Raw genomic sequence first — 25,159 nt, forward strand, 5'->3', positions numbered from 1 at the left:
TCAGTCCCACTACAATCAACTGACATCCAATCGGATTGGGAACATGTTTGACGGAGTTTATTTGGAAAATAGTAATTTCAATACTATTGAACAAAATTTCGTCGAAAAGTCTCGCTATGGGTACCACTTCATGGGGACGGCCGATACCAAGCTCCTTGGCAATACGGGAAGCGCTAATGTTACGGGAGCGATGCTGATGGAAACGACGCGAGCCACAGTCAAGGAGAACAGGTTCGTCAAGCAGAGAGAGAACCCCAATTCGCAAGGAATCCTTTTGTTCGACGTCACCCAGTCACAAATCGAGAACAACTTGATCGAGGGAAATCGCGTCGGACTGTTCATGGAACAATCCAGCGAAAATCTTTTTAAGGGAAATCAGCTTGAGAAAAACTTTATCGGCATGCAGCTAAAAGAGGCGGCCCACAACGAGGTAACAGCCAACCAGTTCATCTCCAATGTCATTCAGGGTCAGGCGCAGGCAAGCAAAGAGAATCTTTTGGAGGGGAACTACTGGGATACGATGCAGGGAATTGACCTTGATGGGGATCAACACAGTGATATCCCGTACGAGATGAACCCGTTTTTTCTTGCGTTGACGGGAGCTGTCCCGCCGTATCAGCTGTTTTTTCAAGCGCCAGGGTTTGTCTTTTTAGAAGGATTGTTTACATCCGGTACAGGTACGGCCATCCGGGATCCTCGTCCACTGATGGCACCTGCTAAAACGGTACTGGTGGCTACCGACGGGATTCTGCCCGCAGAGCAGACCGAGGAGCAACCCGAGGAGCGTACCTGGGTGATGAGTATCAGTGCATGCTTACTGGCGCTGACGAGTTTGGGAATCTATATGGGAGTGAGACAAAAATGAAGAAATGGACAATTGCAGCAGGCGCGATGATGGTAGCTTCTGTACTGATGATGGGCTGTGGCAAAGAGGAGGCACAGCCGGTAGAGATTGTGGAGGGCGTGGACAAGTGCGATATTTGCCATATGGAGGTCGCCAATAACCAGCACGCGACCGAAATTGTGCTCAAGGACGGAAAAGCTTTGAAATTTGATGACATCGGCTGCATGTACCGCTGGACGAATGAAAACGGAACAGAGCAAGTGGATGTCCAATTTGTTCGCGACTACCTTTCCAAGGAATGGGTGAAATCCGATCAGGCCAGCTACGCTTATGACGAGAGCTATAAAACGCCGATGGGCTATGGCGTGTACTCCTTCAAAGAGAAAACGGCTGCAGAGGTATTCGTACAGGAGCAGCAAGCAGGCAAAGTGATGAGTGCGCAAGATTTGAGCAATCACAGCTGGGAATCCAGTATGAAGAAGCATAAGGAAGAGCATGGGGGAGGCCACAATGGTGACGGCCAATCCGGTACCCACGGCGCGAATGCGGACGCAAATGGCTCGCACACGCCAAGCGCCGAAACGCAAGGCAAACACAATTGATCAGGGGAAGTGGCAGAAGTGCACATCGATAAAATTGCCAAACGGGAGATCAAGATCGGTTTTCGCAATCCGTGGGCATATTCCTTTATGGCTCTTTTTTCTCTGTTCAGCCTAGCCTTGCTGATCATCCAATCCCAATCGTTTATGGAAGGGTACACGTACACGACAGGGACTATGCTGAACCTGATTCTGTACCTCCTTCCCCTGATGACGATGCTGCTCGCCTCCTTTTCTCTTACCGCAGAAAAGGAGGAGGGGAGCTGGCAGCTGCTTTCTACATACGCGATCACCACGCCCGCTTTTTTATGGGGCAAATATTTTGGATTGGCGGTGGTGCTCGTTTCGATCGTCTGCTTCGGTTACGGCGTATCCGGGCTGCTCGGGTCGTTTTTAGGGACTGGCTTTACACTTTCCGCCCTGCTTTTTTTCCTGTTCTTCTCCGTTTGCATTGTTTTGCTGTTTTTGGGAATCGCGATCGTCGTCGGTACATTGAGCAAAAACCGCTGGCAGGCGCTCACGTTCGGGGTGAGCATCTGGTTCTTCTTTATTCTCGCATGGCCGACGATACTCATCTCGGTAGTAAGCTTTTTGCCTTATACATGGATCAAGCCAATCCTGCAAATCGCCACCTGCCTCAATCCGGCCGAGTTTGTACGGATTTTCTCGGTAGTCAGAATGGGGGGCGGCTCCATCTTTGGTCCGGAATATTATAACTGGGTCACCTGGATGCAGTCTCCGTTTGGCATTGTCGGGTTTATCGCTCTCAGTATCGGGTGGATTGTCTGTACGATGGGGATTGCCACATTCATCTGGGAAAGAGGGAGATACCGTGATTAATATCGGGTTGGAAATGGTGCAAGTGACGAAAAAAATAAAGGGAAAAACGATTGTCCACCCGTTTGATCTTACCATCAGGCCAGGGCAGGTCGTTGCGCTTTGCGGCGGCAACGGGGCAGGAAAAAGCACGATTTTGCGAATGATTGCGGGACTAACCCAGCCGACCTCTGGCACCATTGAGCTGAATAGACTGGACCGGAAGCTTGACCGCGAGTATTATTTGCGGCAAATCGGCTACATGCCTGATCACTTCAACTTTGGTGCGGGCTTGACCGCCAGCGAGACAATCCGTTTTTTTGCCTCCCTCAAGGGGCGTACTGCACAAGAGGCAGAGGCCGCGCTAAGAGCTGTCGGTCTGGAGGAAGCCCGCAACAAACGGGTCTCGGTGTTTTCCAAAGGGATGCAGCAGAGACTGCTCTTTGCTCAAGCTATTCTGGACAAACCTGCATTGGTTGTTTTGGACGAGCCTACAAACGGTTTGGACCCGTATTGGATGGATACGTTTGTCAGTCTGGTCAAGGAAGTGAAACAGGCAGGGCAAGCCGTCATCTTCTCGACGCATCAGCTGCAGGTGGCTGAGGAAGCGGCCGACCGGGCCATTTTTCTGATGGACGGAAAGATGGTCAGTACGGGAACGATTGAGGAGTACCGCGCCCAGTACGGAACATCCGGCTTGCAGGGGGCCTTCGCCAGTCTGGTTAGCCGAAAGCCTTCCGATGGCGAAGAGGACAGGTCTGCCTCGCCAGTAAAAATTACAATCAGAAAGCGTGAGAATGAGCAGCATGATGAATAACAAAAGGATTTTCTTCCGTTTCCTGTTCGGAGGGGCAGCAGCACTGGCCGCGGTTGTCCTGGCAGCCAATTTTACCAAAATAACAGCAGCCCCTCCCGACGATACCCGAATGATCCTGGAGCATACTCATCGCACCTATATCTCTCCGCCATGCTACGAACAGGCGCAAAAGACCAATCATATCGCCGAATCTACCCTTGGAGAGGCTCGGACGCATTCCTACAGCCCAGAGTCAGCCTGTACCGAGCAGTCCTTGCAGCCGATTCAAATAACGCTTTCCGCCTGGCTGCAAGAAAAACTGGGCATTCAAAAAGGAAAGTGGGATTGGTAAGGGAAACTGGGACTGGCTACAGGGAGCATCAAGCGCAGGAACAACAGCAGGTTTGCGGTGCCGAAGCGATAGTGGCGCCGCTTTTTCCCGCAAGTAAACGCGCCTTTTGCCAAAGCGCAGAAACGGCAATCCGCCTGATAGATTTCTGCTTGAGATACTTCAATGCATGCCGAGAAATGAAATCCAGCTCCCGCTGCCTTTCCATAACCTGCATCTCCGCTACATAAATATTGTCCATCCTATCTCGTCTCCCTTGTTTATTTTTGATTGCAGCAAACAGTCGCATCTTTGGAATGAACATCGGCGTCCTCTTTTGTATAAAAGAACTCCCACTCATTGCCGTCGGGGTCTACTACCCAAAATTTGTCCTGTACCGCATAACAGCAGGTGGTATCGACCTCTTCCTTTTCGATGGTGAGTCCGGCTGCTTGCAGGCGCTCGCGATGTTCGGCCACTTCCCTCGCGCTGTCCACTTGAAAGCCGAAATGGTTGACCTGATTGCCGCCTACCTTGGACCGGGCATTGAGTGTAAAATTCAGGCGGACAGCCTCGACCAGAAACTTGGCGTAGTCGTCCTTTGTCTTGACCGGGTCAACACCGAAAAGACGGGTATAAAAGTCAACCGATTGATCAAGCCGTGTGCAATTGATTCCGACATGTGCATATTTCATGAAAACAACCTCCTATATCAAAAATATTTGATGGATATATCAAAAAAAATTGATGAATAGACGAAAAAGAAATCAGCAGCAATCGCTGCTGCAGCGAAATACACAGCACAGCTCTTCGGATAACAAGCGGTTGACCTCTGCGTGATTCAGCCAATAGTAGTTCCAGACGCCGTCGCTTTCCTTCTGGATCAACCCGGCATCGAGCAAAATTTTCAGGTGATAGGAAAGCTTAGACTGCGCCATCTCCAGCACTTCCGCCAGGTCGCATACGCAGACCCGGCCGTGCTTGGTCAGCTCGTGCATGATCTGCAGTCGTTTTTTATCTGCCAAAGCCTTGAATTTACTTTCAAAGAGGTCAAAAGCTGGTTCTGTAGATGCTGTGTCCGACGGAGCTGTTTCAGAAACTGTGCTGATTTCTTTCATGGTCCGTTCCTTTCATCAAAAACTTTTGATATAGGCAATCATATGCGAAACGGATGTTTTTGGCAATCCATAAAATCAAATTTTTTTGATGAAGGCTATCGTTCGCCCTGCGTTACCCGACCAAAGCGCCAATGATCGGATAGGAGAAAGGACGTCCGCCGAGCGAATACAAAATACCTTTGATCGGGTAGTACAGCGCCATCAGGCCAAAAACGACAAAGAATGGAATGCCGATCAGGATGAAGACAAACGGCCAGGATATTGCAATCAGAACCCCGATAATCACGTGAAACAGCAATGCCTGAAGCGCCGTATTCTTAACCTCTCGATCGGCCATGAGCAGCCAGACGAGCAGCGGCACCAATACAGGTGCGAAAAAAGCGCTGGCGTGCGTGATAGCTTTTACTCCCTTATGATCCATGATAGATCCTCCCAGATAACGAAATAATAATGTCTATGTCCTTATAATACGAAACAGCACCTGCTTTCGTAACAGCCAAAAGCTTGAACAGGAGATCCACCTTGAGACGGAGAAATTGATTGGAAAAATCAGTCACATCCGTTATCATGAACATCACTTGTTTCGCTTATCCATTTAATCATGAAAGGGCTTGTTAAGAGGGGGATAACGTTGGGGAAATTGACCTTGTGGCAATTGATGAAAAAAGGCAATAAATCTTCTGCGGCGGCAGCACTGGGTAACACGGGCCTGGCGATCATAAAAGGCATCGCGGCTGCTTTGAGCGGCAGCGGGGCGATGTTTGCTTCGGCCATGCATTCTGTCGCCGATGCCGTCAACCAAGGATTTGTCTATGCGGGAAGTGTGCTTGCGGAAAAGGAGCCAACTCGTCGATTTCCGTCCGGTTTTGGCCGGGTCATCAACATCTTTTGCATGGTGGCTGTAATTGTGGTTACGATCATGGCGTATGAGACGATCCTGGAGGGCTTCCATCTGCTGGCCCACCCCGTACAGGCTGGACATTTTATACTCAATCTTGTCGTATTGCTCCTGGCTGTTGGCGTAGACGGCTTTATTCTGGTGAAAGCGATGAAGGAAATCGCCCGAGAGACGAGGACGGAAGCAAAAGGAATGGCTGTTATAAAAGTCGCATTTCAAAATGTTGGGCGTGCGGCGCCTCCGACCCGGCTGGTGTTTTACGAAGATCTGGTTGCGACATCAGGGGCTTTGCTCGCGTTGCTAGCGGTCATCGTCACCCAGTTGACCCCTGTGAAGGCACTGGACGGCATTGCGACGATTCTGATCGGAATCCTGATGGTCTTGGTGGCGTTTAAGGTTGGCTACGACAATATGGTGGGCTTGATCGGCGTGGCCGCTCCTCGCGAGGTGGAGGATCGGGTGGCGCGCATTATTTTTCAGGACCCTTCTGTAACGGATATCAATCGGATGAGAATTATGCAAGAAGGGCGCTTTTACCATGTTGAAGTTTATCTGGAGCTGGTAAAAGGTCTGACGCTTGCGGATGCAGACGATATCAAATTCCGGGTGCGGGACGAGCTGTTGAAGGACCCGGACATTACGGATGTCACGCTGGGCATTCTGGAGGACAACGACGTCCGCGACTGGCGGCCGGAAAAAGAAGAGCCCCAGCCGGTTCAATAGAAACGAAGACCCGCCCTGCCGTTCACAAACCTTCCACGTTTGATGTGATTCCAGTCACAGATGCGGAAAATGCCCCCCTTTATACTGAGAGTTGTCAAAGAAATTGACCTCAGGAAAGAAGGAGGGCCTAGCATGCTTAGTCCACAAACCATTGCGATCATCAAATCGACTGTGCCTGTCCTCGAGGTGCACGGCAAAGCCATTACAACCAGATTTTACGAAATGATGTTTGCAAGCCATCCCGAACTTTTGAACATATTCAATCACGCCAATCAAAAGCAAGGCCGTCAGCAAACAGCCCTTGCCAATGCCGTTTATGCGGCGGCTGCCCATATCGACAATCTGGAAGCGATCCTGCCGGCAGTGAAGCAAATCGCCCATAAGCATCGGAGTCTGGGCATCAAGCCGGAGCATTATCCCATCGTCGGGGAGAATCTGCTTGCCGCTATCAAGGATGTCCTGGGCGATGCGGCGACCGATGAAATCATCAATGCCTGGGCCGAAGCATATGGTGTCATCGCCGATGCCTTTATCAGCGTGGAAGAAGGCATGTACCGGGAAGCCGAGGCAGCAGAGGGGGGCTGGAGAGATTTTCGCGATTTCGTCGTGGTCAAAAAGGAGAAAGAGAGCGCTGTCGTAACATCTTTCTACCTGAAGCCAAAGGATGGCGGACCGCTTCCTCCCTTCCAGCCTGGCCAGTACATCAGCGTGAAAATGACAGTACCCGGTGAGACTCATACGCATATTCGCCAGTACAGCCTGTCCGACAGTCCCGGCAAGGAATATTACCGCATCAGCGTCAAGCGTGAAGACGGAGGAGAGGAGAAACCGGCTGGAATCGTCTCCTGCTATCTTCACAGTCATGTGCAGGAAGGCGATATCCTGCAAATCAGCGCACCTGCCGGCGATTTCATTCTGGATACGGAAGCCGACACGCCTGTGGTGCTGTTAAGTGGCGGCGTTGGGCTTACGCCGCTGGTGAGCATGCTTCAAACACTAGCGCAGCGTCAACCGAAAAGGCCGGTCATGTTCATTCATGCGGCTCGCAACAGTCTGACTCATGCGATGAAGGAGCAGGTAACTCAGCTTGCACGTCGTCATGAAAATGTACGGTCATATGTTCTTTACTCTGAGCCGACTGAGGAAGACCGCAAGCTCGGCGGCTTTGACAAGGAAGGCCATGTCGATCTGCCATTGCTGCAGTCACTGCTCCCCGATAACCGGGCTGATTTTTATTTCTGCGGCCCCGTTCCGTTTATGAAAACCGTTTATCGCGCGCTGCAGGAATGGGGAGTACCGCATGAACGCATCCACTACGAGTTTTTTGGTCCAATGGGTAGCTTGAATGAATAATTTTTAGTATAAATAAAATGTCCATTGTCTTTTCGCCCTCCGCTGCAAAGCGGAGGTATTTTTTTTCTTGCAATGCAAGCTTGCTCTCTCATCTCTCACTTATAATGGATGATTATGGGAGGCGTGATAGTGTGCATACAAAAAAACAACTTCTTTGGGCAGACTTGTCGTTACTTTTTATAGCTCTTGCCTGGGGCTATACGTTTATCCTGTCCAAGGATCTGCTGACGGAGCTGACACCCTTCGTTTTCACCGGAACGCGCTTCCTCGTCGCGGCTTTGATCCTGTTGCCGTTTGTTTGGAAACGTCTGAGGTCCGTTAGCCGGGAGGTGTGGATACAAGGAGCGGTTTGCGGAATTGCCTTGTGTGCCGCCTACACCTTGCAAATCCTGGGGATCGAGAGGACGACACCGGGCAAGGCCGGAGTTATTACAGGAACCAATGTGATTCTCGTTCCATTTTTGTATTTCCTGTGGAGAAGGCTGCCGGTAAAAAAGGGGGCAGTCATAGGCTCTCTGCTCGCTTTCTCAGGTCTGCTTTGTTTGTCGGGGGAAGGGGAATGGGCCGGGCTGTCGTCGGGCGATCTGCTCGTGTTCCTCTGTGCCGTCTTTTTTGCGCTGCACATCCTGATGGTCGACCGAGCCTATGAAAAGCACCAGGACATCGATACGCTTGCCTTTGTGATGATTCAGCTGATGGTTGTGGGCGTGATCGATACGGCGATTGCTGCCGTCAGCGAGCCGATTCCTCATCAGCTCAGCGGGTACGGCTGGTTTGCTTTCTGGTTTGACTGCCTGATCGGGACGCTTTTGGCCTATGTCGTTCAAATCAAGGCACAGCAATTTTCTCCGCCGGTTCACGTGAGCATCCTGCTCTCCTTGGAAGCGGTTTTTGCCTTTCTTTTCTCCTGGCTCCTGTGGGGAGAACCGCTGACCACTGTCGTAGTGATCGGGGTGGCTCTCATGCTTGCGGGAATCTACGTGACGGAGCTGTCAGACCACAAGGAAAAGGCGGATGAAGTGGGCCGCATTTGATCAAAATACGTGTATCCATCCTTTATCGGAGGGAGACAAAGCGCAATTTTTGCCGTTTTTATCTGGAGCTTTGAAAAATCGGATATACAGGAGCAGCTCTGCACATGATCAACCAGCGCAAGTGGACCTGGAAGCAGGAAGTGATCGCAGGTCTTACGACTTTTTTTACGATGGCTTACATTATGGTGGTAAACCCGCTTATTTTGGCCGATGCCGGTTTGCCGTTTGAACAGGGCTTCACCGCAACGATCATAGCCACTGTGGCGGGAACCTTGATCATGGGCCTGTGGGCCAATTACCCGATCGCTATCGCGCCGGCTATGGGGCTTAATGCGTATTTCGCCTACTCGGTTGTGAAAGCGGAGGGCGCCCTGACGTACACTGTCGCCTTTTCGGCTGTCTTTGTCGCCGGAGTGGTGTTTGTCCTGTTGTCTTTGACGCCGCTTCGCTCCAAGCTGATCGAAGTGATCCCCGATAATCTCAAATACGCCATTACGGCCGGGATCGGTTTGTTTATTACTTTTATCGGTCTGCGCTTAACAGGGCTTGTCACTGATCACCCGACCAATCTGGTCGCGTTGGGCGACCTTCACTCTCCGCAAGTTGTCCTGGCCTTGATCGGGCTCGGTGTCACGCTTGTATTTTTATCGCTCAATCTGAACGGTGCGCTTTTTTTCGGAATGGTGGTCACCGGACTGCTGGCTTGCCTGAATGGGCAGCTAACTTTTGAAAAAGGACTCATTTCCACTCCTTCACTGCCGAATGGTTTGATCGTTTTAAGCCCGATTCAGGCTTTTTCTGATGTGGCCAGCTACGGATTGTACGCCGTCGTTTTCTCCTTTTTGCTGGTTACCTTGTTTGATACGACTGGAACTGTGCTCGGAGTGAGCAGGCAAGCGGGATTACTGGTGGACAACAAGCTTCCCCGGGCAGAGAGGGCGCTGGTTGCGGATTCCGCTGCTACACTGACCGTATTCGGAACCAGTCCGACGTCCGCCTACATCGAGTCGGCCTCAGGGGTAGCGGCAGGAGGACGCACGGGAGTCACAGCGGTAGTGGTGGCGCTCCTGTTTGGAATCGCAGCGTTTTTTGGCCCTCTGGTGGGTGCCGTATCAGGGATTTCTGCGATTACTTCTCCGGCGCTCGTCGTGGTAGGCTCCATGATGCTGGGCAATGTCCGCTATATCGATTGGGATGCGATGGACGAGTCTTTCCCCGCCTTTCTCGTCATCGTCAGCATGCCGCTCACCTCCAGCATCGCGACGGGGATCGCGCTCGGGTTTATTTCCTACCCGCTGATGAAGGTGTTGAAAGGGAAATGGAGAGAAGTGCATCTCCTTGTTTATATTTTTGCTATCCTGTTTATTTATCAGCTTGCATTCTTGCCGCATTAAGGCAGATGCGAAAAGCGCCCTCTTCCTGCTCAAGACAGGGGAGAGGGCGCTTTGCTTTTTCCGCGGTGGCGTGCCCACTCAGGCAGCACCATTCCGAGCAGGATGACGACCACGCCAAGCCATTGCAGCAGGCTGACAGACTCCTGCAGGATGAGGTAGGAAGAAAAGACGGCCGTCGGCAGCTCCGCAGCTCCCAGGATTCCGGCCATCCCCGGACCGGTGTGCGGGACTCCGAAAGTAAAGCAAACAGTCGGGACAAACACGCCGAACAAGGCGAGCAGAAACACATATCCAAACAGGCCTTCCCACAGCACGCCGCTGGTGAGAAAGGCTGGCGGGTAGATAAGAAATATGAGCAGCATAGAGCCAGTCGACATAAAAGATGTACGAATCCAGGGATTCACGTCGGCAGCCGCTTTTCCGCTAAAAAAGATAAACAAGGTGTACGAAACGGCAGCCAAAAGCCCAAAGATGACACCGACGAGCGAAAATTCGCTGATTCCTTTGTCCAGCACACCCCCGGCCAAAAGCGTGCCCGCGAGCAGCAGAACGAGTGAAAACAAGGTGGGCGCAGAAGGTTTTTTGCGTGTGAGGATGGTCTCCAGCAAGACGCCCATCCAGGTAAACTGAAACAGCAGAACAATCGCAATAGAAGCGGGTATATGCTGCAAGGCGTTGTAGTAGAGCAAACCGGTGGAGCCGACCGGAAGTCCAGCAGCCAAAAGCAGAAGAATACGCTTGAGAGGCGGCTTATGGCGCAGGGCAAAGAGGGCCGGTATCCACGTTAGTACGAAACCAAAAAAGATCTGCCCGCCTACTACTTCCGCCGGTGAATATCCTTGTCCGTAGGCCAGCTTGACAATCGTCGACAAAATTCCATAGCTGCATGCGCCCAAAAAGACAAGCAGAATGTATCGCATAGGTATGTAACTCCTTACAGTGTGTTTGTACTTTGCTAGGATAATACGAATATTTCCTTTTGTCTATGTATGGAAAATTTGATGGCAAAAAAATCCGTTCAATCAACAAATAACAGGTTTATTGTCCACTCCAAGGTGGAAGGTATTGAAGTGTCACCGAATATTGGCAGCAAACCAGATTCAGTTTGTCAAACAGAGCGGGCATCTCCTTTTCATAGCGTATGCTTGGAGGACAGGAGATATCCTTTTGCCAAAGTGTCGTCGCAGCCAAAAAACTGACTGAGAAGGGGGAGGCTCATGTTTTCTAAAGCAAAAGATCGAATATTTGCAGCCTTGCTGTTTTTGTGCCTGATCCCCATCATCCTCGTCAGCCTGGTCAACTATCATGCGGCGAAAAAGGCGCTGTTTGAACAGTACTCGACAAACATCCGGGAACACATGCGCCGCCTTGACGACCAACTTTCCCTCTATTCGATGGTAGGGCAACGGGAACTGGACAAGCTGGCGGAAAAATTGTCAGCCCCGATCAATTCCGGCAAGCTCATCATGCCTCCAGGCAGAGGCCATCCCCCCTCCACTCCGACTGCTGAGACAGCGGCCGTACTTGAAGCTTTTACCGAAATTCAGAAAAAACACGCAAACTCGCGAAATATTTGTCTGATCGGCATTGATGGGACCTCCCTCTTCTTGCTGCCGAAAAACGGGGGAAGTGAAAGCGACCCGCGAGGATGGGATGTTTACCATCATACGTTGAGGGACGGGCAGGGCCATTTTCATATTATGAAGAGCGACGGTCGGGAAGGAGAGAGCTGGTGGACCTCCCGTCTGATAAAGGATGACCAGGGCAGGCTTTTTGGGGTTCTGGCGATAGAGTGGAATGCCAAACAAATCAACAAATGGCTGCAGAAAGATATCCGACCGACCAATACGACGCTGCTCATCTTTTCCAGAGGCAATATGCTGCTTTTTGGAGACAAGGACGGAACCGACAGGGAAGACTGGACGGGTCAGGAATATTCCTCTGTGCTCCAAGCGCTGCAGGAAGGTACCGGAAAAGAAGTCATTCCGTTCATTCATGGAAATGAAGAAATGCACCTGTTTCACTACACGTCGCCTGTATCGGGATACACCTACGTAGAGCTCCTGCCGAACAGTGCGATTGACCAACAGCTAAATCCGCTGAAAGAGATCTTTTGGGTGGTCACGATTCTGGTGGTGTTGTTGGCGGTGATCATTACCCGGCGTGTGGCCAAGTGGATTGACAGACCGATCCGTTCCCTGGTCGAGGCGACGGAAGCCTTGCAGCAGGGCGATTTCTCCATACGGGTAAAAAAACACGGGCTGCAGGAGATATCTCAGCTTGAGGATAAATTTAATCAAATGGCCTCACAGCTTCAGACGCTGATCCAACGCGAGCGGGATTACATGCAGACAGGGCTCGATCAAATCGTCCGGAGCTTCTATCTGGCCGTTGAAATGAAGGACCCATATACCGCGGGGCACAGTGAACGCGTCACGGAATATGCGCTGATTATCTACGATCATATGGACGAACGAAAAAAAGCGGAATTTTCCCGTGATGACCTTCGTTTTGCAGGGTTGATGCACGATATTGGCAAGGTGGCGATACCTGATCGCGTCCTGCTCAAAGACGGAAAGCTGACGGACGAGGAGTATGAATTGATCAAGCTGCATGCCTCGATCGGCGCGAATATCGTCAATCAAATCGTAAGTCTTGCCCACGTGAGCCCTGGTGTCCGCCATCATCATGAGAGGTGGGACGGCAGGGGGTACCCGGACAGGCTGGCGGAAAAGGATATCCCGCTGATGGGGAGAATTTTGGCAGTTGCCGATACCTTTGATGCGATGACTTCAACTCGTTCTTACCGAAAAGCGCTTTCCATGGAGGAAGCTCATGCCGAGATCCTCCGCTGCGCCAGCACCCAGTTTGATCCGGAAATCGTTCAGGTGTTCAGCAAGGCTTACAAAGCAGGTTGTTTCCATAGAAACAAGCTTCCATCCTACACCAACCAAAGCGATCTGCCGGCAGCTGCACAAGCCTGAGGGGGAGATTCCCTCTTTTGGTTGGCTTTACGCCTTGCGATTACACCTTATCTTTGGTATGCTTATGCTACCGTGCTAGACGGGGAGGTTGCGGTGCCCTGTAACCTGCAATCCGCAATAGCAGGGTTGAATTCCTATCAGAGGTCTTCTCATGTGAGGCTGCCTTATGATGGCGGTGTTGAGGAGCGGGTCCTGTGCAACGTGAACCCATGAACCTGGTCAGGTCCGGAAGGAAGCAGCCATAAGTGGATCATCGCGTGTGCCGCAGGGTAGCCTGTTCTGAGCTGTAGTCATAAGTAACGCTTGGATGGGGACGATCGACGATAGGTGCACGGTATATAATATAAATAATGAAGAACAGACGGTATGTTCCTGAGCGGATCGTACCGTTTTTTATTTAGCCATAGACTGCCATGAGCCGTTCATGACAATTTTTGTTGCTTTCTGGCGATCTCTAGCGAAAACATTTCCGGTAAAAATCGGTTGTTCCGGAAGGTTATTCCCATTTTTTGACGAAATTGTACGTGAACGGCAGACGCTTGAAAAATGCTAAGGTCAGGGGGGACAAGCTGTGGGAGAATCAATGTCGTTACATCTCGTCGGCTCGTCCAAAAGATTGCAACAGTTTGTCCAACAGTTGCCAACTGCTATTTTCCTGGTAGATCAAGCGGGATGTATCGTAGAGGTGAATGAACAGCTGTTGCGTGTCACAGGCTATCGATACGAAGAGCTGATCAACAAGCCCTTTCACCTTCTTTTGCCGTACGACGGTACGATAGAGCAGTTGTATTTGGAACTAATGGGCCAGGAAGCTGACCAAACGCTGGATGTGCTCTGGCAGGACAGTCAGGGCAGAACTGGCAAAACGCCAGCGATAATTATGATGCAGCCCGGAGAACATCCGTCTTATGTGGTCCACTTGTTTGAGCTGGGCAAAGAAACGGAGAACACGCTCTCCCAAAGGCTGATTGACAAACTTACGAATGACAGCAGCCTGGGTTTGTTTGTGCTGGATGAGCAAGGACGTATCGTAGAAGCGAGTCAAATGGCTTGCAAACTGCTGGGAAAAAACCGCATGGAGGTCATCAATAAGCACGTAGACCAAATCTTCGCCGGGATCCCGGAGGATCATCGACTCATCAGACGCGAACTGTTGGACGGTGTCAAACTCTACAACATGGCGACGTCATGGAGCAATGACAACCAACGCTATGAACTAATTGTCGACGCCAACACGCTTCAGGATGAATCGGGTAAAACCGTAGGTGCTTTCTTTCTCTTTAAGGATATAACAAACCTGCGCTCCTTCGAGCAAAAAATAGAGCGGAACGAAAGGCTGGCCATGATCGGGCAGATCGCTGCCGGCACCGCACACGAAATCCGCAATCCGCTCACGTCCATAAAAGGTTTTTTGCAAATGTTTTTGCAATCGTTTAGCGAAAACGGGATGGATCGCGAACGAACCTACACCGAAATCATGTTGACGGAGATCAACCGGATCAACTCTCTTGTCAGCGAGTTTTTACTGCTGAGCAAGCCCCGTGATGTGCAGTACGCGATCGTCGATTTGAATACCGTTTTTGAGGAAATCCTGCCGATCGTGGAATCGCAGGCTTTGCTCTACGGCGTTGAAGTCCAGTTTTCGTCCCGAGGCAAATTGCCGCTTGTCGTGGGGGATACCGAACTATTGAAACAGGTTTTCATCAATATTTGCAAAAACGGGATTGAGGCCATGGGAGAACAGGGGACCTTGAACATCTCCCACCACATCGATCCAGACGGCGACAAGGTCAGCATTGATATCAGAGATTCCGGACCGGGAATACCGTTGTACATTATTGACAAAATATTCGACCCTTTCTTTACCACAAAAGAAGAGGGGACCGGCCTGGGCCTGTCTGTTTGCCAAAAGATCATTCACGATATCGGTGGACAGATTCGCGTTTCCACCAAAGGATATGGCACGACCTTCCACATCCTGCTCCCCTATTTGTAAACAAGACCTTCTACGAGGCGTCCCGCAAGCAGTACGGGGCGTTTTCTTTGTACGATGCGGAGCAGATGTTGTATAATAGATGAGATTCGGAAGAGGACTGTGCAGATTGGAGTGTCACACAACCATGGCTTACACCGCGCTGTATCGCGTTTACCGACCGCAAGCCTTTCAAGACGTGGTAGGACAAGAGCATGTGACCGTCACCTTGCGCAATGCGTTGCGCGAGCAAAGGCTGTCTCACGCCTATTTGTTCAACGGTCCCCGAGGTACAGGCAAGACCAGTGCAGCCAAAATTATGGCCAAGGCTGTAAACTGCGAGCAGCCGCAGGATGGCGAGCCGTGCAATCAGTGCGATACCTGCAAGGCAATCACCGACGGCTCCGTCACCGATGTACTGGAAATCGACGCCGCCTCCAACCGGGGGGTTGAGGAGATACGAGACATTCGCGACAAGGTAAAATTTGCTCCCAGCGATGTCAGGTACAAGGTGTACATTATTGACGAAGTGCATATGCTGACGACGGAAGCGTTTAATGCGCTGTTAAAAACGCTGGAGGAACCTCCTCCCCACGTCATTTTTATTTTAGCGACGACTGAACCGCACAAACTGCCTGCTACGATTATCTCTCGCTGCCAGCGCTTCGATTTTCACCGCATCCCGCTGAGGGAGATGGTCAGGCGTTTGTCATATATTTGTGAAGCGCAGCAGGTGCGGGTAGAAGAGCAAGCCTTGACGCTGGTGGCAAAACTGGCGGAGGGCGGCATGCGTGATGCGCTGAGCCTGCTGGATCAAGCGATCAGCTACTCCAAGGATCAGGTAACAGCTGCTGACATTATGCAGATAACGGGAACGGTGTCACAGGGGTACTTTTCCGTATTGGCCAAACATATCGCCGAACGCGATGTAGCTCCGGTCATGGAGCAGTTTGACAAGGTGATGGTGCAAGGGAAAAACCCTGAGCAATTTTTAAACGATTTTCTCCACTACTATCGAGATATGCTGCTCCTGAAGACAGCACCTCACTTGGAAGAAATCGTGGAACGGACAACGATCGACGAACAGTTCGCCCAAGTGGCAAAGCTGTACGAGATAGCCGACCTCTACGAGGCCATTGAGACATGCAATCAGGCACTTACCCAATTGAAATGGTCTACCTACTCTCGCGTACTGGTGGAACTGACGCTGGTGAAATTATGCCAAGTGCAGGGGAAAGCTCCGGCAGCACCCGTACAAAGTGCTGTGGGGAATGACGACCTGGCTGCACTTGTCAATCGCGTCAGAGTGCTGGAAGAGAAGCTTGCGCAGCTCGCCCAGGGGCAGGCCATGGAAGCCGGTCAACCGAGAGCAGAGGAACCGCGAAAAAGTGAAGCGCGCCGTCCGGCTGCTGCCGGTGGGGGTTCGCGGACACCGATGAACAAGGTGCGGGAAGCGGCAATGGCCATCGATGAAGCGATGTCCCGTCAGGTCCGTGGCCAGTGGAGCCAGATATTGGCCGAGGTCAAAAAGGTCAAAATCCAGTATCAAGCCTGGTTGGTTAACGGGCAGCCCGCTGCAGTTGGCGGCGATTCGATCATCGTTACCTTTACCAGCCCGATTCACTGCGACAAGACGATGGAGCCGGAATTGAAAAGCGTGATCGAGCGGGCCATTTTCGCTGTAATTGGCAAGCAGCTGCAGCTTCTCTCCGTCATGGAAGAAGAGTGGCAGTCGGTTCACCAGCAAGCGGCGCAGGGAGAGGCTCAGACGCAAGAGGAGCAGGACCCGTTTGTGGCTGAGGCCATCCGTCTGGTGGGCGAGGGACTTGTTGAAGTGAAAGAATAGATAACCACACATCCGATTAAGGAGGACAACCACGTGAAAAACATGCAACAAATGATGCGTCAAGTAAAGAAAATGCAGGAAGAGATGCAAAAAGCCCAGGAAGGCCTGAAGGAAAAGGTAGTGGAAAGCTCTGCTGGCGGCGGCGCCGTAATGGTAAAGGCCAATGGTCATAAGGAAATTATCGACATTACGATCAAGCCGGAAGTAGTGGACGCCGATGATGTGGAAATGCTGCAGGACCTCGTTTTGACCGCTGTCAACGATGCTCTGCGCAAAGTCGATGAATTGGTCGGCAAAGAAATGGGACGCTTTACCGGAGGGATGAACATTCCGGGATTGTTCTAGTCGCGCACGTCGGAGCCTTTTGAAGGAGTAGAAGCGATGTTTTATCCCGAACCGGTCTCAAAACTGATCGAAGGCTTTATGAAACTGCCAGGCATCGGTCCGAAAACGGCAGGACGCCTGGCCTTTTTTGTACTCAATATGAAAGAGGACGATGTCCTGGACTTGGCCAAGGCGCTGGTCAATGCCAAGCGCCAATTGCAGTATTGCTCTGTTTGCAACAACATCACCGATCTCGATCCGTGCCATATTTGCCGCGACAAACGTCGGGACGGCTCGATCATCTGCGTCGTACAGGAGCCGAAAGACGTGGTGGCGATGGAAAAGACCCGGGAGTTCGAGGGGTATTACCATGTGCTGCACGGAGCCATCTCCCCTATGGATGGGATTGGGCCGGAGGACATTCGCATCCCTGATCTGCTCAAGCGGCTGGGAGACGAGCAGGTGAAGGAAGTCATTTTGGCGACGAATCCCAATATCGAAGGAGAAGCGACGGCGATGTACATTTCCCGTCTGATCAAGCCGTTCGGTATTCGGGTCACGCGGATCGCCCACGGATTGCCGGTTGGCGGTGATTTGGAGTACGCAGACGAGGTTACGCTGACCAAGGCATTGGAAGGGCGACGGGAATTATAAGAGAAAATGCAATACCTCAAACCCAGACAGGCTTGCCTGTCTCAGGTTGCAGACAAACTCCCTCGCTGAACGAACAGCAGAGGGAGTTTGTTTAATAATTTGATGAAAATACCGAAGGTGTTTTGATCGTTCACCTTTTGGCGACCTGATTTCCATAGCCAGGTCGCCATTTTTTTCAAGTTCATGGCAGCGAAAACAAGCATCGCCTGCATCGTGACCTTCTCCAGTCCTCGTAAGGTCGTCCAACGCATGCCATGCTTTTCCTTCATATCAGCGAATACACGTTCAATCGTTTCTTTCCGTTTGCTATAGATTTGTTTGTTTTCCTCGGTATGCCGGAGGTGGTCTACCTCTTCGAGGTAATCAGCCCAGATGTGGCGACTCACTCTCTTTGTGTAGTCTTTACTTTCCGTGCATTGTTTCAAGAACGGACAACTTCGGCAAACTTGAGAATTTGATCGATAGATACGGTACCCATCCTTGTTTGTTGTCTCATATGTTAAGATTTGCTCGTTCGGGCAGATGTAGCAGTCGAAATATTCATCATACACATATTCGTGCTTTTTAAAAAAACCTTCTTTGGTGCGTGGTCTTGTGTAGGGCATAACGGGGCGAATCTGGTCATCAAGGAGTGTTTTACTGATGTAAGGCGTCTTGTATCCCGAGTCCACTGCCACAGCTTGAGGCTGTGCAAACGTCTTTCGCACTTGATTCAAAACATCCTCAAAAACCTGACTGTCATGCACATTGCCTGGCGTTACCTTGGCACCAAGCACAAATCCATTTCGATCACATGCTGTATGAAAACTATAAGCAAATACACGTTCCTTTTCCCCTTTTACAAACAATCCGCAATCCGGGTCAGTTGTGCTGACTTTCACCTCCTTCTTCGAAGTTTCTGTCTTTTTTTCAAGGGGCTTCTTTCCATGTGCAATACGATCCTGATTGATTTCTTCGTCCAGCAGCTCTTGATATTTCTTCGCTTGTTCTTCAACGATTTCTTTCACGTATTTATGCTTATTCGCACTGGCTTTTACATGCGTAGCATCAATGAAAAGCACATCAGGCTTCACGAATCCATGATGAACCGCCTCCTCCAATATTCGAAGGAAGATCGACTCGAAGAGTTGAGTATCCCGAAAACGGCGAACATAGTTCTTGCCTAGGGTCGTGAAATGGGGAATGGGCTGACTGAAATCATAGCCAATAAACCACCGATAGGCAACATTGGTTTCGATCTCTTTAATCGTTTGTCGCATGGAACGAATTCCAAAAATATATTGGATGAAAGCAATTTTAACTAAGACTACAGGGTCAACACTGGGTCTGCCATTGTCATGACAGTAAAGGCTTTCCACCAAGTCATAGATGAACGAAAAGTCGATTGCATTTTCAATTTTTCTTACGAGATGATCTTCTGGCACCAACTCATCTAGCGAGAATGCAGATATCTGATAACGCCCTTCGGCCTCTTGCTTATTAAGCATAATGCCACCTCTAAAAAATAACTTTTGAAAACGTAACATGTTCTATATTCAACAAAAAAGCCTGCAGACCCTGTTCCTTACGGAACTTTGTCTACAGGCTGAGACAGGCTTGCCTGTCTTTTTTTTTCAAAAAACTACTTTTTTGCTAGGACGAGACATAAAGTGTAACGGGGAGAGTGAGACAATGCTGAATGGACCGGGGCTGCTGCTCTCGGAAAGGACACAGAAAGACCGGACGAAGAGCTGGGCGATCGTCCTGTTTATCGGCTATTGGGTCATGTTTGCAGCGGAGTTGTTCATGGTCCGCTTTCAGCGGGGAGCTGACGGCTTGTGGGTGGCGACAACTGCTGAGGAGCCGGCAGCGTGGCTCGTTATTCTCATATTGAGTGTCACAGGGATAAGTCTGCTGGTTTCCATCGTGTATGCGGTGCAAGCGGCGAGAAACCGGGGGAGAGGGGACTGGCTGTGGACCCCGTCCGAAGTGACGGGCAGTGATGTGCTGCACGTAGTCGCATGGCTTCACGTGTTTCAGACATGTACGCTGGTGTTGTATGGATTGGTGGTGCCTGCCACGCTTTTTCCCGCAGGGTCGATTGGCAGTTTTGTTGAATCTGCATCCTTTCAGCTTTTTATTTTGGTGCTTGTGCCGCTGCTGCTGCGAGGGCGCCTGGATCAGATAGGCGTTTGCAGGCCGCGTCAGTTGGGATGGATGATCGTCAGTTTGATCCTGTTGTTTTTGGCTGTCATGCTGCTGCTTGATGTGGCAGTGACCAAACCGGTCGCTGAATGGTTTGGACTGGCACTCGACTCGGAGAGAGAAAAGCAGATCGAACAGGAAATCGTCCATGCGCGCGAACGCAACGGATGGGCTGTCTTGACCTCGCTAGTGATGATCGGGGGGCTGGTTCCGCTTGCGGAGGAATTGCTGTTCCGCGGTGTGGTGCAAACGTTCCTCGTGAGCCGGCTCGGTGCCGTGATCGGCATTTTTATCAGCAGTCTGTGGTTTGCGTTGATACATGTGGATATCGCTTTGCTTGCACCGCTGTTTGCGATGGGCGTATTCCTCGGGTATCTGCGCCATCGTTTCCAATCAATATGGGGGGCCGTACTCCTGCATGCACTCAATAATATGGCCGGTGTTCTTTATTACTTCCAATAGGGAGGATGGGCAATGGGCTTTTGGAGGCAGGAAAAACCATCAGTTACATGGGGAAGCAACGGAATTGAGGAAGCGGTCAACCGCGCTCGGCTCGACTGGCAGCACGCCAGCCATCTGATGGAAATCAGCGAGCCGGACAACGGGCTGGAAGATGCTATTTACTACCTGCAGCTAACTGAAAAACGCTACATGTATCTGCTCTCCCATGCGAAAAGGGAGCGGGAACACCAACAAGCGTAAGGGGGATTTCCATGACATCAGGGTGGTTGATTGCCCTGCTCGTTGCGGGGATGTTGCTGTTGATTGCGGCCAGCAAATCAGTATGGGGGCCGATCCGCTGGCTTGGATTCGGTGTCATGCAGCTGGTCATTGGCGCCGTTTTGCTGTTTTTCGCCAACCTCGTCGGGGAACTGGCCGACTTTCACATTCCGATCAACCCTGTTACGGCTCTACTGACCGGGTTGTTGCGATTGCCGGGTCTGGCCGCTCTGATCGTGATCAAAATGTGGATGATCTAAAAGCTGACAAAGTCAGCCGTCGGTCAGCAGAAAGGCGACACTGCGATTTTCGTATTTGACGCGGCAATGCTTAGGCAGGCGGAGGGAAACAAGCAGGGCCAACAGCCTTGGCAGCGCAGCAATAATCGCACCGGCAAAAAGTGTAATGCCATAGGGAACGGGCAGCCAGACGTACAGGAATGCGGTCAGAAACAGGCTTCCTGCCAGAACGGTCGCTTCCGCACCACGATAGGCCGAGAGCGGGACAGGCAGTCGATAGCCGGCTCCCCACCAGGGTGAGAACAGCATGTCTGGAGTCGTCTGAGGAGCATGCCCCCGCAAGTGAACGTACATGCGAAATAAACAGAGATGGATGATCGCTATTCCCGGCAACACAGCCAATGAGACAACCAGGGCTGGAGCCGGGATTGCCAGCAGGCGTGCAGCAGCCGCAAAAACCAGTCCGAAAAGCAAGAGCTGTAACAGTGATCCGGCCAAGCGCCAGCGAAAACGGCGCACCAGTTTATAGCTGTAAATGGTTTGGTTTTCCATATGCCACATCCATTCGTTTTACGTACTCGAGTGTCATCATTTACTACTACCCTCGGATAATCCAGCCGTAAACCGGGAAAATTATTCAAAAATGCCCGTCACTTTACGTGCTGGCTGCACGGGGTACATCCCTATTATGGCATAGCCTCTCTTTGCGAGGAAGACGGGCATGTCTTGGCAGAGGACGACGAAACAGGAGGCGGAGAACGATATTGCCAGAGGATATGATCACACTCAGGGAAATCTCCGGTGTGACTCTTTCGGAATCGCGGAAGGCCGAACTGCGCAAGCTCGGGCTGGAGATATGCTCCGGGGAGGAAAGCGGAGCAAGCATTCAAGCGGACGGCATTCTGGTGGGCGGTCAGCCGGACAATTATGTAGAGGATCGGATCCAAATTGTTGAGGCGGGGGATGGTCCCCGTCTATTGCTCGTCTATGGGGACAAAATCCGGGCGGGGCTGGCAGATGAATGGTCGGCTGCCCATCCCGGGTGGGAAGTGATCCGGATGTTCCGTTTTTCGGACGGAGACAAAGTGCTGCTGGGCGGAGAGCCGTCTGGCAAATGGATGCGAAAGCTGAGTCGGCAGCTCGCCCGGCGAAACATAATTTCGCTCCTATGCCGCAGAGGTGAGGTTGACGAGGCTGTCCGTCAGCTGGGACTTTATTTGACGTGGAAAGAACGGTTTTTTATGCGCCTTGGCGAGGTATGTGACGAAGAAGGCTCGCAGCTGCGAATCCAGGTGCTGGCGCGTGCACTCGGCATGGACAAACGAGTCGGACAAGGCTGGCTGTACCCGGAGCGGAAGAGCCAGACACGGCTCTGCCGCTGGTTGGACCAGCAGCTTCAGCAAGTGTTAAAAAGAACAAATGTACATAGGATTACACTGTGGGGAAATATTTCGTTTTGGCTGCAGTTTCCTGCAAGCGGGTTGCTTGGAAAGGAAGTTCGGCTGTTCTCCCCCGCAGTCGATCACGCCAAAGCCGAAAACGTACCCGCCGAATGGTCTGTATACGAGGATTGGCGTTCAGCCCTGTCCCAGTCTGATCTGCTGATGATTGGGACCGCCGATCCAGTTATTTCGGAGATGCCGCTACCTGTGCTCGCCAGGGAGATGGCCAAACCGATTGTCATCGATGCTTGTTCATGCTTTCCTATAGAAGAAGCAGAATCATGCCGGATAATCTACCGAGCTATCGGCGAAAACACGAACGTTTGGGAATGGAGCCGATTATAATGGGGTATAATGGTTGGTAGATTGAGGGAAAAGGGCAGGCGTTTACTATGGAAAGAGTTGCTCAGCGATGCATCGTCTGTGAGGAAGAACGATTGGACGGGATCGCGATCTGTGAGCAGTTTATCTGCCAACATTGCGAGCAGGAAATGGTGCACACTGACGTACAAGATGCCAAATATCCATTTTTTATTCATCAGATGAGACGCATCTGGCTCACAAAAGACGCGTAGCTACGTTCAAAAAAGGCATTGGCCAAAGGGCCCGTGCCTTTTTCCGTTTTCGCCGACTTGCGGATAAAATCATGCTACAATGAAAAAAGTTGAAAAAAAGGACGTGAAGCTCGTGCGGGAAAAAAGCCCTGGCTACGGGGAGAGGCAGCGGCGCGCTCCCTTGTACGAACAGTTAGTCAAACACGCAAGCAGGCATCCGCATCCTTTTCATGTGCCTGGACATAAAATGGGACACAGCTTTGACCAGATCGGCAGGGAAACATTCGGTCCCTTACTGGAGCTGGATATGACGGAAATAACCGGGATGGACGATCTGCACCATCCCGAAGGCGTGATTGCGGAAGCCCAGGAGTTGGCGGCGGAAGCATTCGGTGCCGAGGAAACCCGGTTTTTGATCGGGGGCAGCACAGTCGGAAATATGGCGTTAATTATGGCGGTTTGTCGCCCCGGTGAGAAAATTCTGGTGCAGCGCAATTGCCACAAATCCGTTTTTCACGGCATGATGCTGGCTAGAGCCAATCCGGTCTATATTGTGCCTGCGGTCGATCCGGCCAGCGGGGTTGCTGCAGGCTTGCGCCGGGAGGACGTAGAGCGGGCTCTGATTGCCCATCCGGATGCGAAAGCCGTCTTTTTAACCAATCCAACCTATTACGGCATGGGCATCGACCTTGCCAAGATGGCCGCCACGGTTCACCGCTTTGGCGTGCCGCTGCTGGTCGATGAGGCGCATGGCTCGCATTACGGCTTTCACCCGGCTTTTCCGCAGTCGGCCATGGAAAGCGGGGCGGATGCTGCGGTGCAGTCCACGCATAAAATGACGACGGCGCTCACGATGTCGTCCATGCTGCATGTACAGGGCAACCGGATCGACCGGGAGCGTTTGGCCCGCAGCCTCGCGCTGCTGCAATCATCCAGCCCGTCCTACCTGTTGATGGCCTCGCTGGATCTCGCCAGACGCCATCTCGTTATGGAAGCGGCCCAGGAGTGGGATGAGCTTCTCCCGTTACTGGACGAGCTGAGGGAGGCTGTCCGCGAAATGTCATGGCTGGAGCTTGCGGGAATCGAGTCCACGAGTGTATATAGCACGATGGATCCGCTAAAGCTGATGCTCATGCCGCGGGCTGCCGATTTGGACGGGTTCGGGCTGCAGCAGGTTCTGGAGGATTTCCGGATTTACCCCGAGCTTGCAGACACAGGGCATGTTTTGCTGGCAGCCTCGTCAGGTACCAGGCCGGCGGATATCGATCAACTGCTGCATGCACTGACATCGATCCCGGAGAAGCCAGATCGTCAGCCAAAACGCATTCTGCAACCGGGAATCGTCTCCTCCAGCTTTTTGCGCGAGCAGGCGATGCCGATCCACGAGGCGATGGACGCCCCGCTGGTCAGTGTGCCTCTGGAGCAGTCGCTGGGGCGGATAGCGGGAGAAATGATCATTCCTTACCCGCCGGGAATTCCGTTGTTGACCCCGGGCGAGAGGATCGATGAATCCTTCCTTGCCTTGCTGAAAGAACTGAGAAAAAGCCAGGTCAGATTTCAGGGAGTCCGGGATTCCCGGCTCGATTCGATAGTAGTCGTCCGGTAACCGCACTTTGATGCGGAAGCGCCGGGCAGGCAGCTTCCGGGCTGCTCATTTGAAATGTGGAGGGAGCAATTGTCGTGACAACGAGAAAGACTGGTCGGTTCATCACCATAGAAGGAGCAGATGGGGCCGGAAAATCGACCGTGGCAGCCCGCCTGTATGACGAACTGCGAACAAAGGGCTGGGATGTCATGCTGACGCGGGAGCCGGGCGGCATTGAGATCGCTGAAAAAATTCGCGAGATCATCCTCGATCCAAAGTACGTCAATATGGACAAACGGACCGAAGCCCTGCTCTATGCAGCGGCGAGAAGGCAGCATTTGGCGGAAAAGGTGTTTCCTGCGTTGGCAGAGGGTAAACTGGTTCTATGCGATCGTTTTATAGATAGCAGCCTTGCCTACCAGGGATACGCCAGAGGGCTGGGGATTGACGAGGTATTTGCCATCAACAAGTTTGCTGTAGAAGACTGCATGCCGGATTTGACGCTGTATTTTGACGTCCGTCCCGAGGTTGGGCTGGCCCGGATCAATGCCACAAAAGGGCGGGAGGTCAATCGACTGGATCTGGAAGCGCTGGAGTTCCATGAGAAGGTCAGGGAAGGGTACCAGATTGTCAAAGACCGTTTTGCCGATCGGTTTATCGTCATCGATGCGGAGCGGCCGGCAGATGAGGTGTTCGCGGAAGCATTAGTGCAGCTCGAGGCGCGTTTGTAAGGTTGGGGTACCGTAGTTGCG

General features: G+C 51.7%; 28 protein-coding genes and 1 other RNA gene (1 of these 29 only partly in view). 22 read left to right on the plus strand and 7 right to left on the minus strand.

The window, feature by feature from the left end; genetic code table 11:
* The 5 genes in view from NST96_RS00560 to NST96_RS00580 are tightly spaced (at most 18 nt apart) and all read left to right on the plus strand, a layout consistent with a single transcriptional unit that may run on beyond the window.
* Nucleotides 1–865: the 3' portion of a NosD domain-containing protein gene (locus NST96_RS00560; protein ID WP_024982954.1), read on the plus strand. The gene continues 557 nt to the left of window position 1, outside the view; 865 of the gene's 1,422 nt are visible here — the last part of the coding sequence; the start codon falls outside the window, past its left edge; the stop codon is at nt 863–865.
* Nucleotides 862–1,446: a nitrous oxide reductase accessory protein NosL gene (locus NST96_RS00565; RefSeq protein ID WP_327927309.1), complete on the plus strand. Its 585-nt coding sequence runs from the start codon at nt 862–864 to the stop codon at nt 1,444–1,446. The genes NST96_RS00560 and NST96_RS00565 overlap by 4 nt, the downstream gene beginning before the upstream one ends.
* Before the next feature lie 18 nt (nt 1,447–1,464).
* The gene (locus NST96_RS00570) at nt 1,465–2,283 is read left to right on the plus strand and encodes an ABC transporter permease (protein ID WP_003390174.1); all 819 of its coding nucleotides are present in this window, start codon (nt 1,465–1,467) and stop codon (nt 2,281–2,283) included.
* Entirely contained in the window at nt 2,276–3,076 is an 801-nt protein-coding gene (locus NST96_RS00575; protein ID WP_024982956.1) for an ABC transporter ATP-binding protein, read from the plus strand. Before NST96_RS00570 ends, NST96_RS00575 begins: the two co-directional genes overlap by 8 nt.
* Nucleotides 3,066–3,407, plus strand: coding sequence for a hypothetical protein (locus tag NST96_RS00580; protein ID WP_227278100.1), 342 nt, complete (start codon nt 3,066–3,068; stop codon nt 3,405–3,407). The genes NST96_RS00575 and NST96_RS00580 overlap by 11 nt, the downstream gene beginning before the upstream one ends.
* 28 nt (nt 3,408–3,435) lie before the next feature.
* Here NST96_RS00580 and NST96_RS00585 read toward each other — a convergent pair whose 3' ends face one another.
* The 4 genes from NST96_RS00585 to NST96_RS00600 all read right to left on the minus strand — a co-directional run bounded on the left by NST96_RS00585 (nt 3,436) and on the right by NST96_RS00600 (nt 4,922).
* Nucleotides 3,436–3,645 carry a hypothetical protein gene (locus NST96_RS00585; RefSeq protein WP_003390177.1) on the minus strand — a complete coding sequence of 70 codons (210 nt, stop codon included), beginning with the start codon at nt 3,643–3,645 and terminating at the stop codon, nt 3,436–3,438.
* Between the two features lie 19 nt (nt 3,646–3,664).
* Nucleotides 3,665–4,078 carry an ArsI/CadI family heavy metal resistance metalloenzyme gene (locus NST96_RS00590; RefSeq protein ID WP_024982958.1) on the minus strand — a complete coding sequence of 138 codons (414 nt, stop codon included), beginning with the start codon at nt 4,076–4,078 and terminating at the stop codon, nt 3,665–3,667.
* A 72-nt stretch (nt 4,079–4,150) separates the two neighbouring features.
* Nucleotides 4,151–4,501, minus strand: a complete 351-nt coding sequence (locus NST96_RS00595) for a metalloregulator ArsR/SmtB family transcription factor (RefSeq protein WP_003390179.1) — start codon at nt 4,499–4,501, stop codon at nt 4,151–4,153.
* Nucleotides 4,502–4,613: 112 nt separating this feature from the next.
* Nucleotides 4,614–4,922 carry a DUF4870 domain-containing protein gene (locus tag NST96_RS00600; protein WP_003390180.1) on the minus strand — a complete coding sequence of 103 codons (309 nt, stop codon included), beginning with the start codon at nt 4,920–4,922 and terminating at the stop codon, nt 4,614–4,616.
* A gap of 237 nt (nt 4,923–5,159) precedes the next feature.
* Between NST96_RS00600 and NST96_RS00605 the strand changes: the two genes are divergently transcribed.
* From NST96_RS00605 to NST96_RS00620, 4 genes are all read left to right on the plus strand, one after another.
* Complete coding sequence (locus NST96_RS00605; RefSeq protein ID WP_085974964.1) at nt 5,160–6,122, plus strand: cation diffusion facilitator family transporter; 963 nt, start codon at nt 5,160–5,162, stop codon at nt 6,120–6,122.
* A 132-nt stretch (nt 6,123–6,254) separates the two neighbouring features.
* On the plus strand, nt 6,255–7,475 hold the full coding sequence (hmpA, locus tag NST96_RS00610; protein WP_031933407.1) for an NO-inducible flavohemoprotein: 1,221 nt from the start codon (nt 6,255–6,257) through the stop codon (nt 7,473–7,475).
* A gap of 131 nt (nt 7,476–7,606) precedes the next feature.
* Nucleotides 7,607–8,509, plus strand: a complete 903-nt coding sequence (locus NST96_RS00615; RefSeq protein WP_342405180.1) for a DMT family transporter — start codon at nt 7,607–7,609, stop codon at nt 8,507–8,509.
* 104 nt (nt 8,510–8,613) lie between these two features.
* A complete protein-coding gene (locus tag NST96_RS00620; RefSeq protein WP_342405182.1) occupies nt 8,614–9,903 on the plus strand; it encodes an NCS2 family permease in 1,290 nt (429 codons plus the stop codon).
* 29 nt (nt 9,904–9,932) lie between these two features.
* Here the strand turns inward: NST96_RS00620 and NST96_RS00625 are convergent, their stop codons facing one another.
* Nucleotides 9,933–10,823 carry a DMT family transporter gene (locus NST96_RS00625; protein WP_122958741.1) on the minus strand — a complete coding sequence of 297 codons (891 nt, stop codon included), beginning with the start codon at nt 10,821–10,823 and terminating at the stop codon, nt 9,933–9,935.
* A 297-nt stretch (nt 10,824–11,120) separates the two neighbouring features.
* Here NST96_RS00625 and NST96_RS00630 point away from each other — a divergent pair, with 297 nt between their 5' ends.
* The 6 genes from NST96_RS00630 to recR all read left to right on the plus strand — a co-directional run bounded on the left by NST96_RS00630 (nt 11,121) and on the right by recR (nt 17,683).
* Nucleotides 11,121–12,887, plus strand: a complete 1,767-nt coding sequence (locus NST96_RS00630; RefSeq protein WP_311067895.1) for an HD domain-containing phosphohydrolase — start codon at nt 11,121–11,123, stop codon at nt 12,885–12,887.
* 70 nt (nt 12,888–12,957) lie between these two features.
* An RNA gene (gene ffs / locus NST96_RS00635) (signal recognition particle sRNA large type) lies at nt 12,958–13,222 on the plus strand.
* Nucleotides 13,223–13,470: 248 nt separating this feature from the next.
* Complete coding sequence (locus NST96_RS00640; RefSeq protein WP_031933409.1) at nt 13,471–14,883, plus strand: ATP-binding protein; 1,413 nt, start codon at nt 13,471–13,473, stop codon at nt 14,881–14,883.
* A 124-nt stretch (nt 14,884–15,007) separates the two neighbouring features.
* A complete protein-coding gene (dnaX, locus tag NST96_RS00645) occupies nt 15,008–16,705 on the plus strand; it encodes a DNA polymerase III subunit gamma/tau (RefSeq protein ID WP_311067894.1) in 1,698 nt (565 codons plus the stop codon).
* 33 nt (nt 16,706–16,738) lie between these two features.
* Nucleotides 16,739–17,050, plus strand: coding sequence for a YbaB/EbfC family nucleoid-associated protein (locus NST96_RS00650; RefSeq protein ID WP_003390191.1), 312 nt, complete (start codon nt 16,739–16,741; stop codon nt 17,048–17,050).
* A gap of 36 nt (nt 17,051–17,086) precedes the next feature.
* Nucleotides 17,087–17,683, plus strand: a complete 597-nt coding sequence (gene recR, locus NST96_RS00655; RefSeq protein WP_003390192.1) for a recombination mediator RecR — start codon at nt 17,087–17,089, stop codon at nt 17,681–17,683.
* A 41-nt stretch (nt 17,684–17,724) separates the two neighbouring features.
* Here the strand turns inward: recR and NST96_RS00660 are convergent, their stop codons facing one another.
* Complete coding sequence (locus NST96_RS00660; RefSeq protein WP_024985259.1) at nt 17,725–19,170, minus strand: IS1182 family transposase; 1,446 nt, start codon at nt 19,168–19,170, stop codon at nt 17,725–17,727.
* Nucleotides 19,171–19,354: 184 nt separating this feature from the next.
* Between NST96_RS00660 and NST96_RS00665 the strand changes: the two genes are divergently transcribed.
* The 3 genes from NST96_RS00665 to NST96_RS00675 are packed head-to-tail and all read left to right on the plus strand — an operon-like array spanning nt 19,355 to nt 20,847.
* Nucleotides 19,355–20,329, plus strand: coding sequence for a CPBP family intramembrane glutamic endopeptidase (locus NST96_RS00665; RefSeq protein WP_031933410.1), 975 nt, complete (start codon nt 19,355–19,357; stop codon nt 20,327–20,329).
* 12 nt (nt 20,330–20,341) lie between these two features.
* On the plus strand, nt 20,342–20,569 hold the full coding sequence (locus NST96_RS00670; RefSeq protein ID WP_003390194.1) for a DUF2508 family protein: 228 nt from the start codon (nt 20,342–20,344) through the stop codon (nt 20,567–20,569).
* 11 nt (nt 20,570–20,580) lie between these two features.
* Nucleotides 20,581–20,847, plus strand: a complete 267-nt coding sequence (locus tag NST96_RS00675) for a pro-sigmaK processing inhibitor BofA family protein (protein WP_003390195.1) — start codon at nt 20,581–20,583, stop codon at nt 20,845–20,847.
* 12 nt (nt 20,848–20,859) lie between these two features.
* On the opposite strand, the gene NST96_RS00680 is transcribed toward NST96_RS00675, so the two are convergent.
* Nucleotides 20,860–21,378, minus strand: a complete 519-nt coding sequence (locus NST96_RS00680; protein ID WP_003390196.1) for a hypothetical protein — start codon at nt 21,376–21,378, stop codon at nt 20,860–20,862.
* Nucleotides 21,379–21,590: 212 nt separating this feature from the next.
* Here NST96_RS00680 and NST96_RS00685 point away from each other — a divergent pair, with 212 nt between their 5' ends.
* The 4 genes from NST96_RS00685 to tmk all read left to right on the plus strand — a co-directional run bounded on the left by NST96_RS00685 (nt 21,591) and on the right by tmk (nt 25,138).
* Nucleotides 21,591–22,613, plus strand: a complete 1,023-nt coding sequence (locus NST96_RS00685; protein ID WP_227278105.1) for a hypothetical protein — start codon at nt 21,591–21,593, stop codon at nt 22,611–22,613.
* Between the two features lie 47 nt (nt 22,614–22,660).
* Nucleotides 22,661–22,843 carry a sigma factor G inhibitor Gin gene (locus NST96_RS00690; protein ID WP_003390198.1) on the plus strand — a complete coding sequence of 61 codons (183 nt, stop codon included), beginning with the start codon at nt 22,661–22,663 and terminating at the stop codon, nt 22,841–22,843.
* Nucleotides 22,844–22,922: 79 nt separating this feature from the next.
* Nucleotides 22,923–24,428: an aminotransferase class I/II-fold pyridoxal phosphate-dependent enzyme gene (locus NST96_RS00695; protein ID WP_152562266.1), complete on the plus strand. Its 1,506-nt coding sequence runs from the start codon at nt 22,923–22,925 to the stop codon at nt 24,426–24,428.
* A gap of 68 nt (nt 24,429–24,496) precedes the next feature.
* Nucleotides 24,497–25,138 carry a dTMP kinase gene (gene tmk / locus NST96_RS00700; protein ID WP_172920820.1) on the plus strand — a complete coding sequence of 214 codons (642 nt, stop codon included), beginning with the start codon at nt 24,497–24,499 and terminating at the stop codon, nt 25,136–25,138.
* Nucleotides 25,139–25,159 lie beyond the last annotated feature (21 nt).

Source organism: Brevibacillus sp. FSL K6-2834, from assembly GCF_038592925.1.
GTDB lineage: Bacteria > Bacillota > Bacilli > Brevibacillales > Brevibacillaceae > Brevibacillus > Brevibacillus borstelensis.

Bases quoted from the DNA above. Each gene is read 5' to 3' on its own strand.
- NST96_RS00620 (WP_342405182.1), top strand. From the start codon at position 8,614: ATGATCAACCAGCGCAAGTGGACCTGGAAGCAGGAAGTGATCGCAGGT.
- NST96_RS00580 (WP_227278100.1), top strand. From the start codon at position 3,066: ATGATGAATAACAAAAGGATTTTCTTCCGTTTCCTGTTCGGAGGGGCA.
- NST96_RS00670 (WP_003390194.1), top strand. From the start codon at position 20,342: ATGGGCTTTTGGAGGCAGGAAAAACCATCAGTTACATGGGGAAGCAAC.
- NST96_RS00590 (WP_024982958.1), bottom strand. From the start codon at position 4,078: ATGAAATATGCACATGTCGGAATCAATTGCACACGGCTTGATCAATCG.
- NST96_RS00630 (WP_311067895.1), top strand. From the start codon at position 11,121: ATGTTTTCTAAAGCAAAAGATCGAATATTTGCAGCCTTGCTGTTTTTG.
- NST96_RS00585 (WP_003390177.1), bottom strand. From the start codon at position 3,645: ATGGACAATATTTATGTAGCGGAGATGCAGGTTATGGAAAGGCAGCGG.
- NST96_RS00605 (WP_085974964.1), top strand. From the start codon at position 5,160: ATGAAAAAAGGCAATAAATCTTCTGCGGCGGCAGCACTGGGTAACACG.
- NST96_RS00660 (WP_024985259.1), bottom strand. From the start codon at position 19,170: ATGCTTAATAAGCAAGAGGCCGAAGGGCGTTATCAGATATCTGCATTC.
- NST96_RS00595 (WP_003390179.1), bottom strand. From the start codon at position 4,501: ATGAAAGAAATCAGCACAGTTTCTGAAACAGCTCCGTCGGACACAGCA.
- NST96_RS00695 (WP_152562266.1), top strand. From the start codon at position 22,923: ATGAAAAAAGTTGAAAAAAAGGACGTGAAGCTCGTGCGGGAAAAAAGC.
- hmpA (WP_031933407.1), top strand. From the start codon at position 6,255: ATGCTTAGTCCACAAACCATTGCGATCATCAAATCGACTGTGCCTGTC.
- NST96_RS00665 (WP_031933410.1), top strand. From the start codon at position 19,355: ATGCTGAATGGACCGGGGCTGCTGCTCTCGGAAAGGACACAGAAAGAC.
- dnaX (WP_311067894.1), top strand. From the start codon at position 15,008: ATGGCTTACACCGCGCTGTATCGCGTTTACCGACCGCAAGCCTTTCAA.
- NST96_RS00640 (WP_031933409.1), top strand. From the start codon at position 13,471: ATGTCGTTACATCTCGTCGGCTCGTCCAAAAGATTGCAACAGTTTGTC.
- NST96_RS00675 (WP_003390195.1), top strand. From the start codon at position 20,581: ATGACATCAGGGTGGTTGATTGCCCTGCTCGTTGCGGGGATGTTGCTG.
- NST96_RS00680 (WP_003390196.1), bottom strand. From the start codon at position 21,378: ATGGAAAACCAAACCATTTACAGCTATAAACTGGTGCGCCGTTTTCGC.
- NST96_RS00600 (WP_003390180.1), bottom strand. From the start codon at position 4,922: ATGGATCATAAGGGAGTAAAAGCTATCACGCACGCCAGCGCTTTTTTC.
- recR (WP_003390192.1), top strand. From the start codon at position 17,087: ATGTTTTATCCCGAACCGGTCTCAAAACTGATCGAAGGCTTTATGAAA.
- NST96_RS00625 (WP_122958741.1), bottom strand. From the start codon at position 10,823: ATGCGATACATTCTGCTTGTCTTTTTGGGCGCATGCAGCTATGGAATT.
- NST96_RS00565 (WP_327927309.1), top strand. From the start codon at position 862: ATGAAGAAATGGACAATTGCAGCAGGCGCGATGATGGTAGCTTCTGTA.
- NST96_RS00690 (WP_003390198.1), top strand. From the start codon at position 22,661: ATGGAAAGAGTTGCTCAGCGATGCATCGTCTGTGAGGAAGAACGATTG.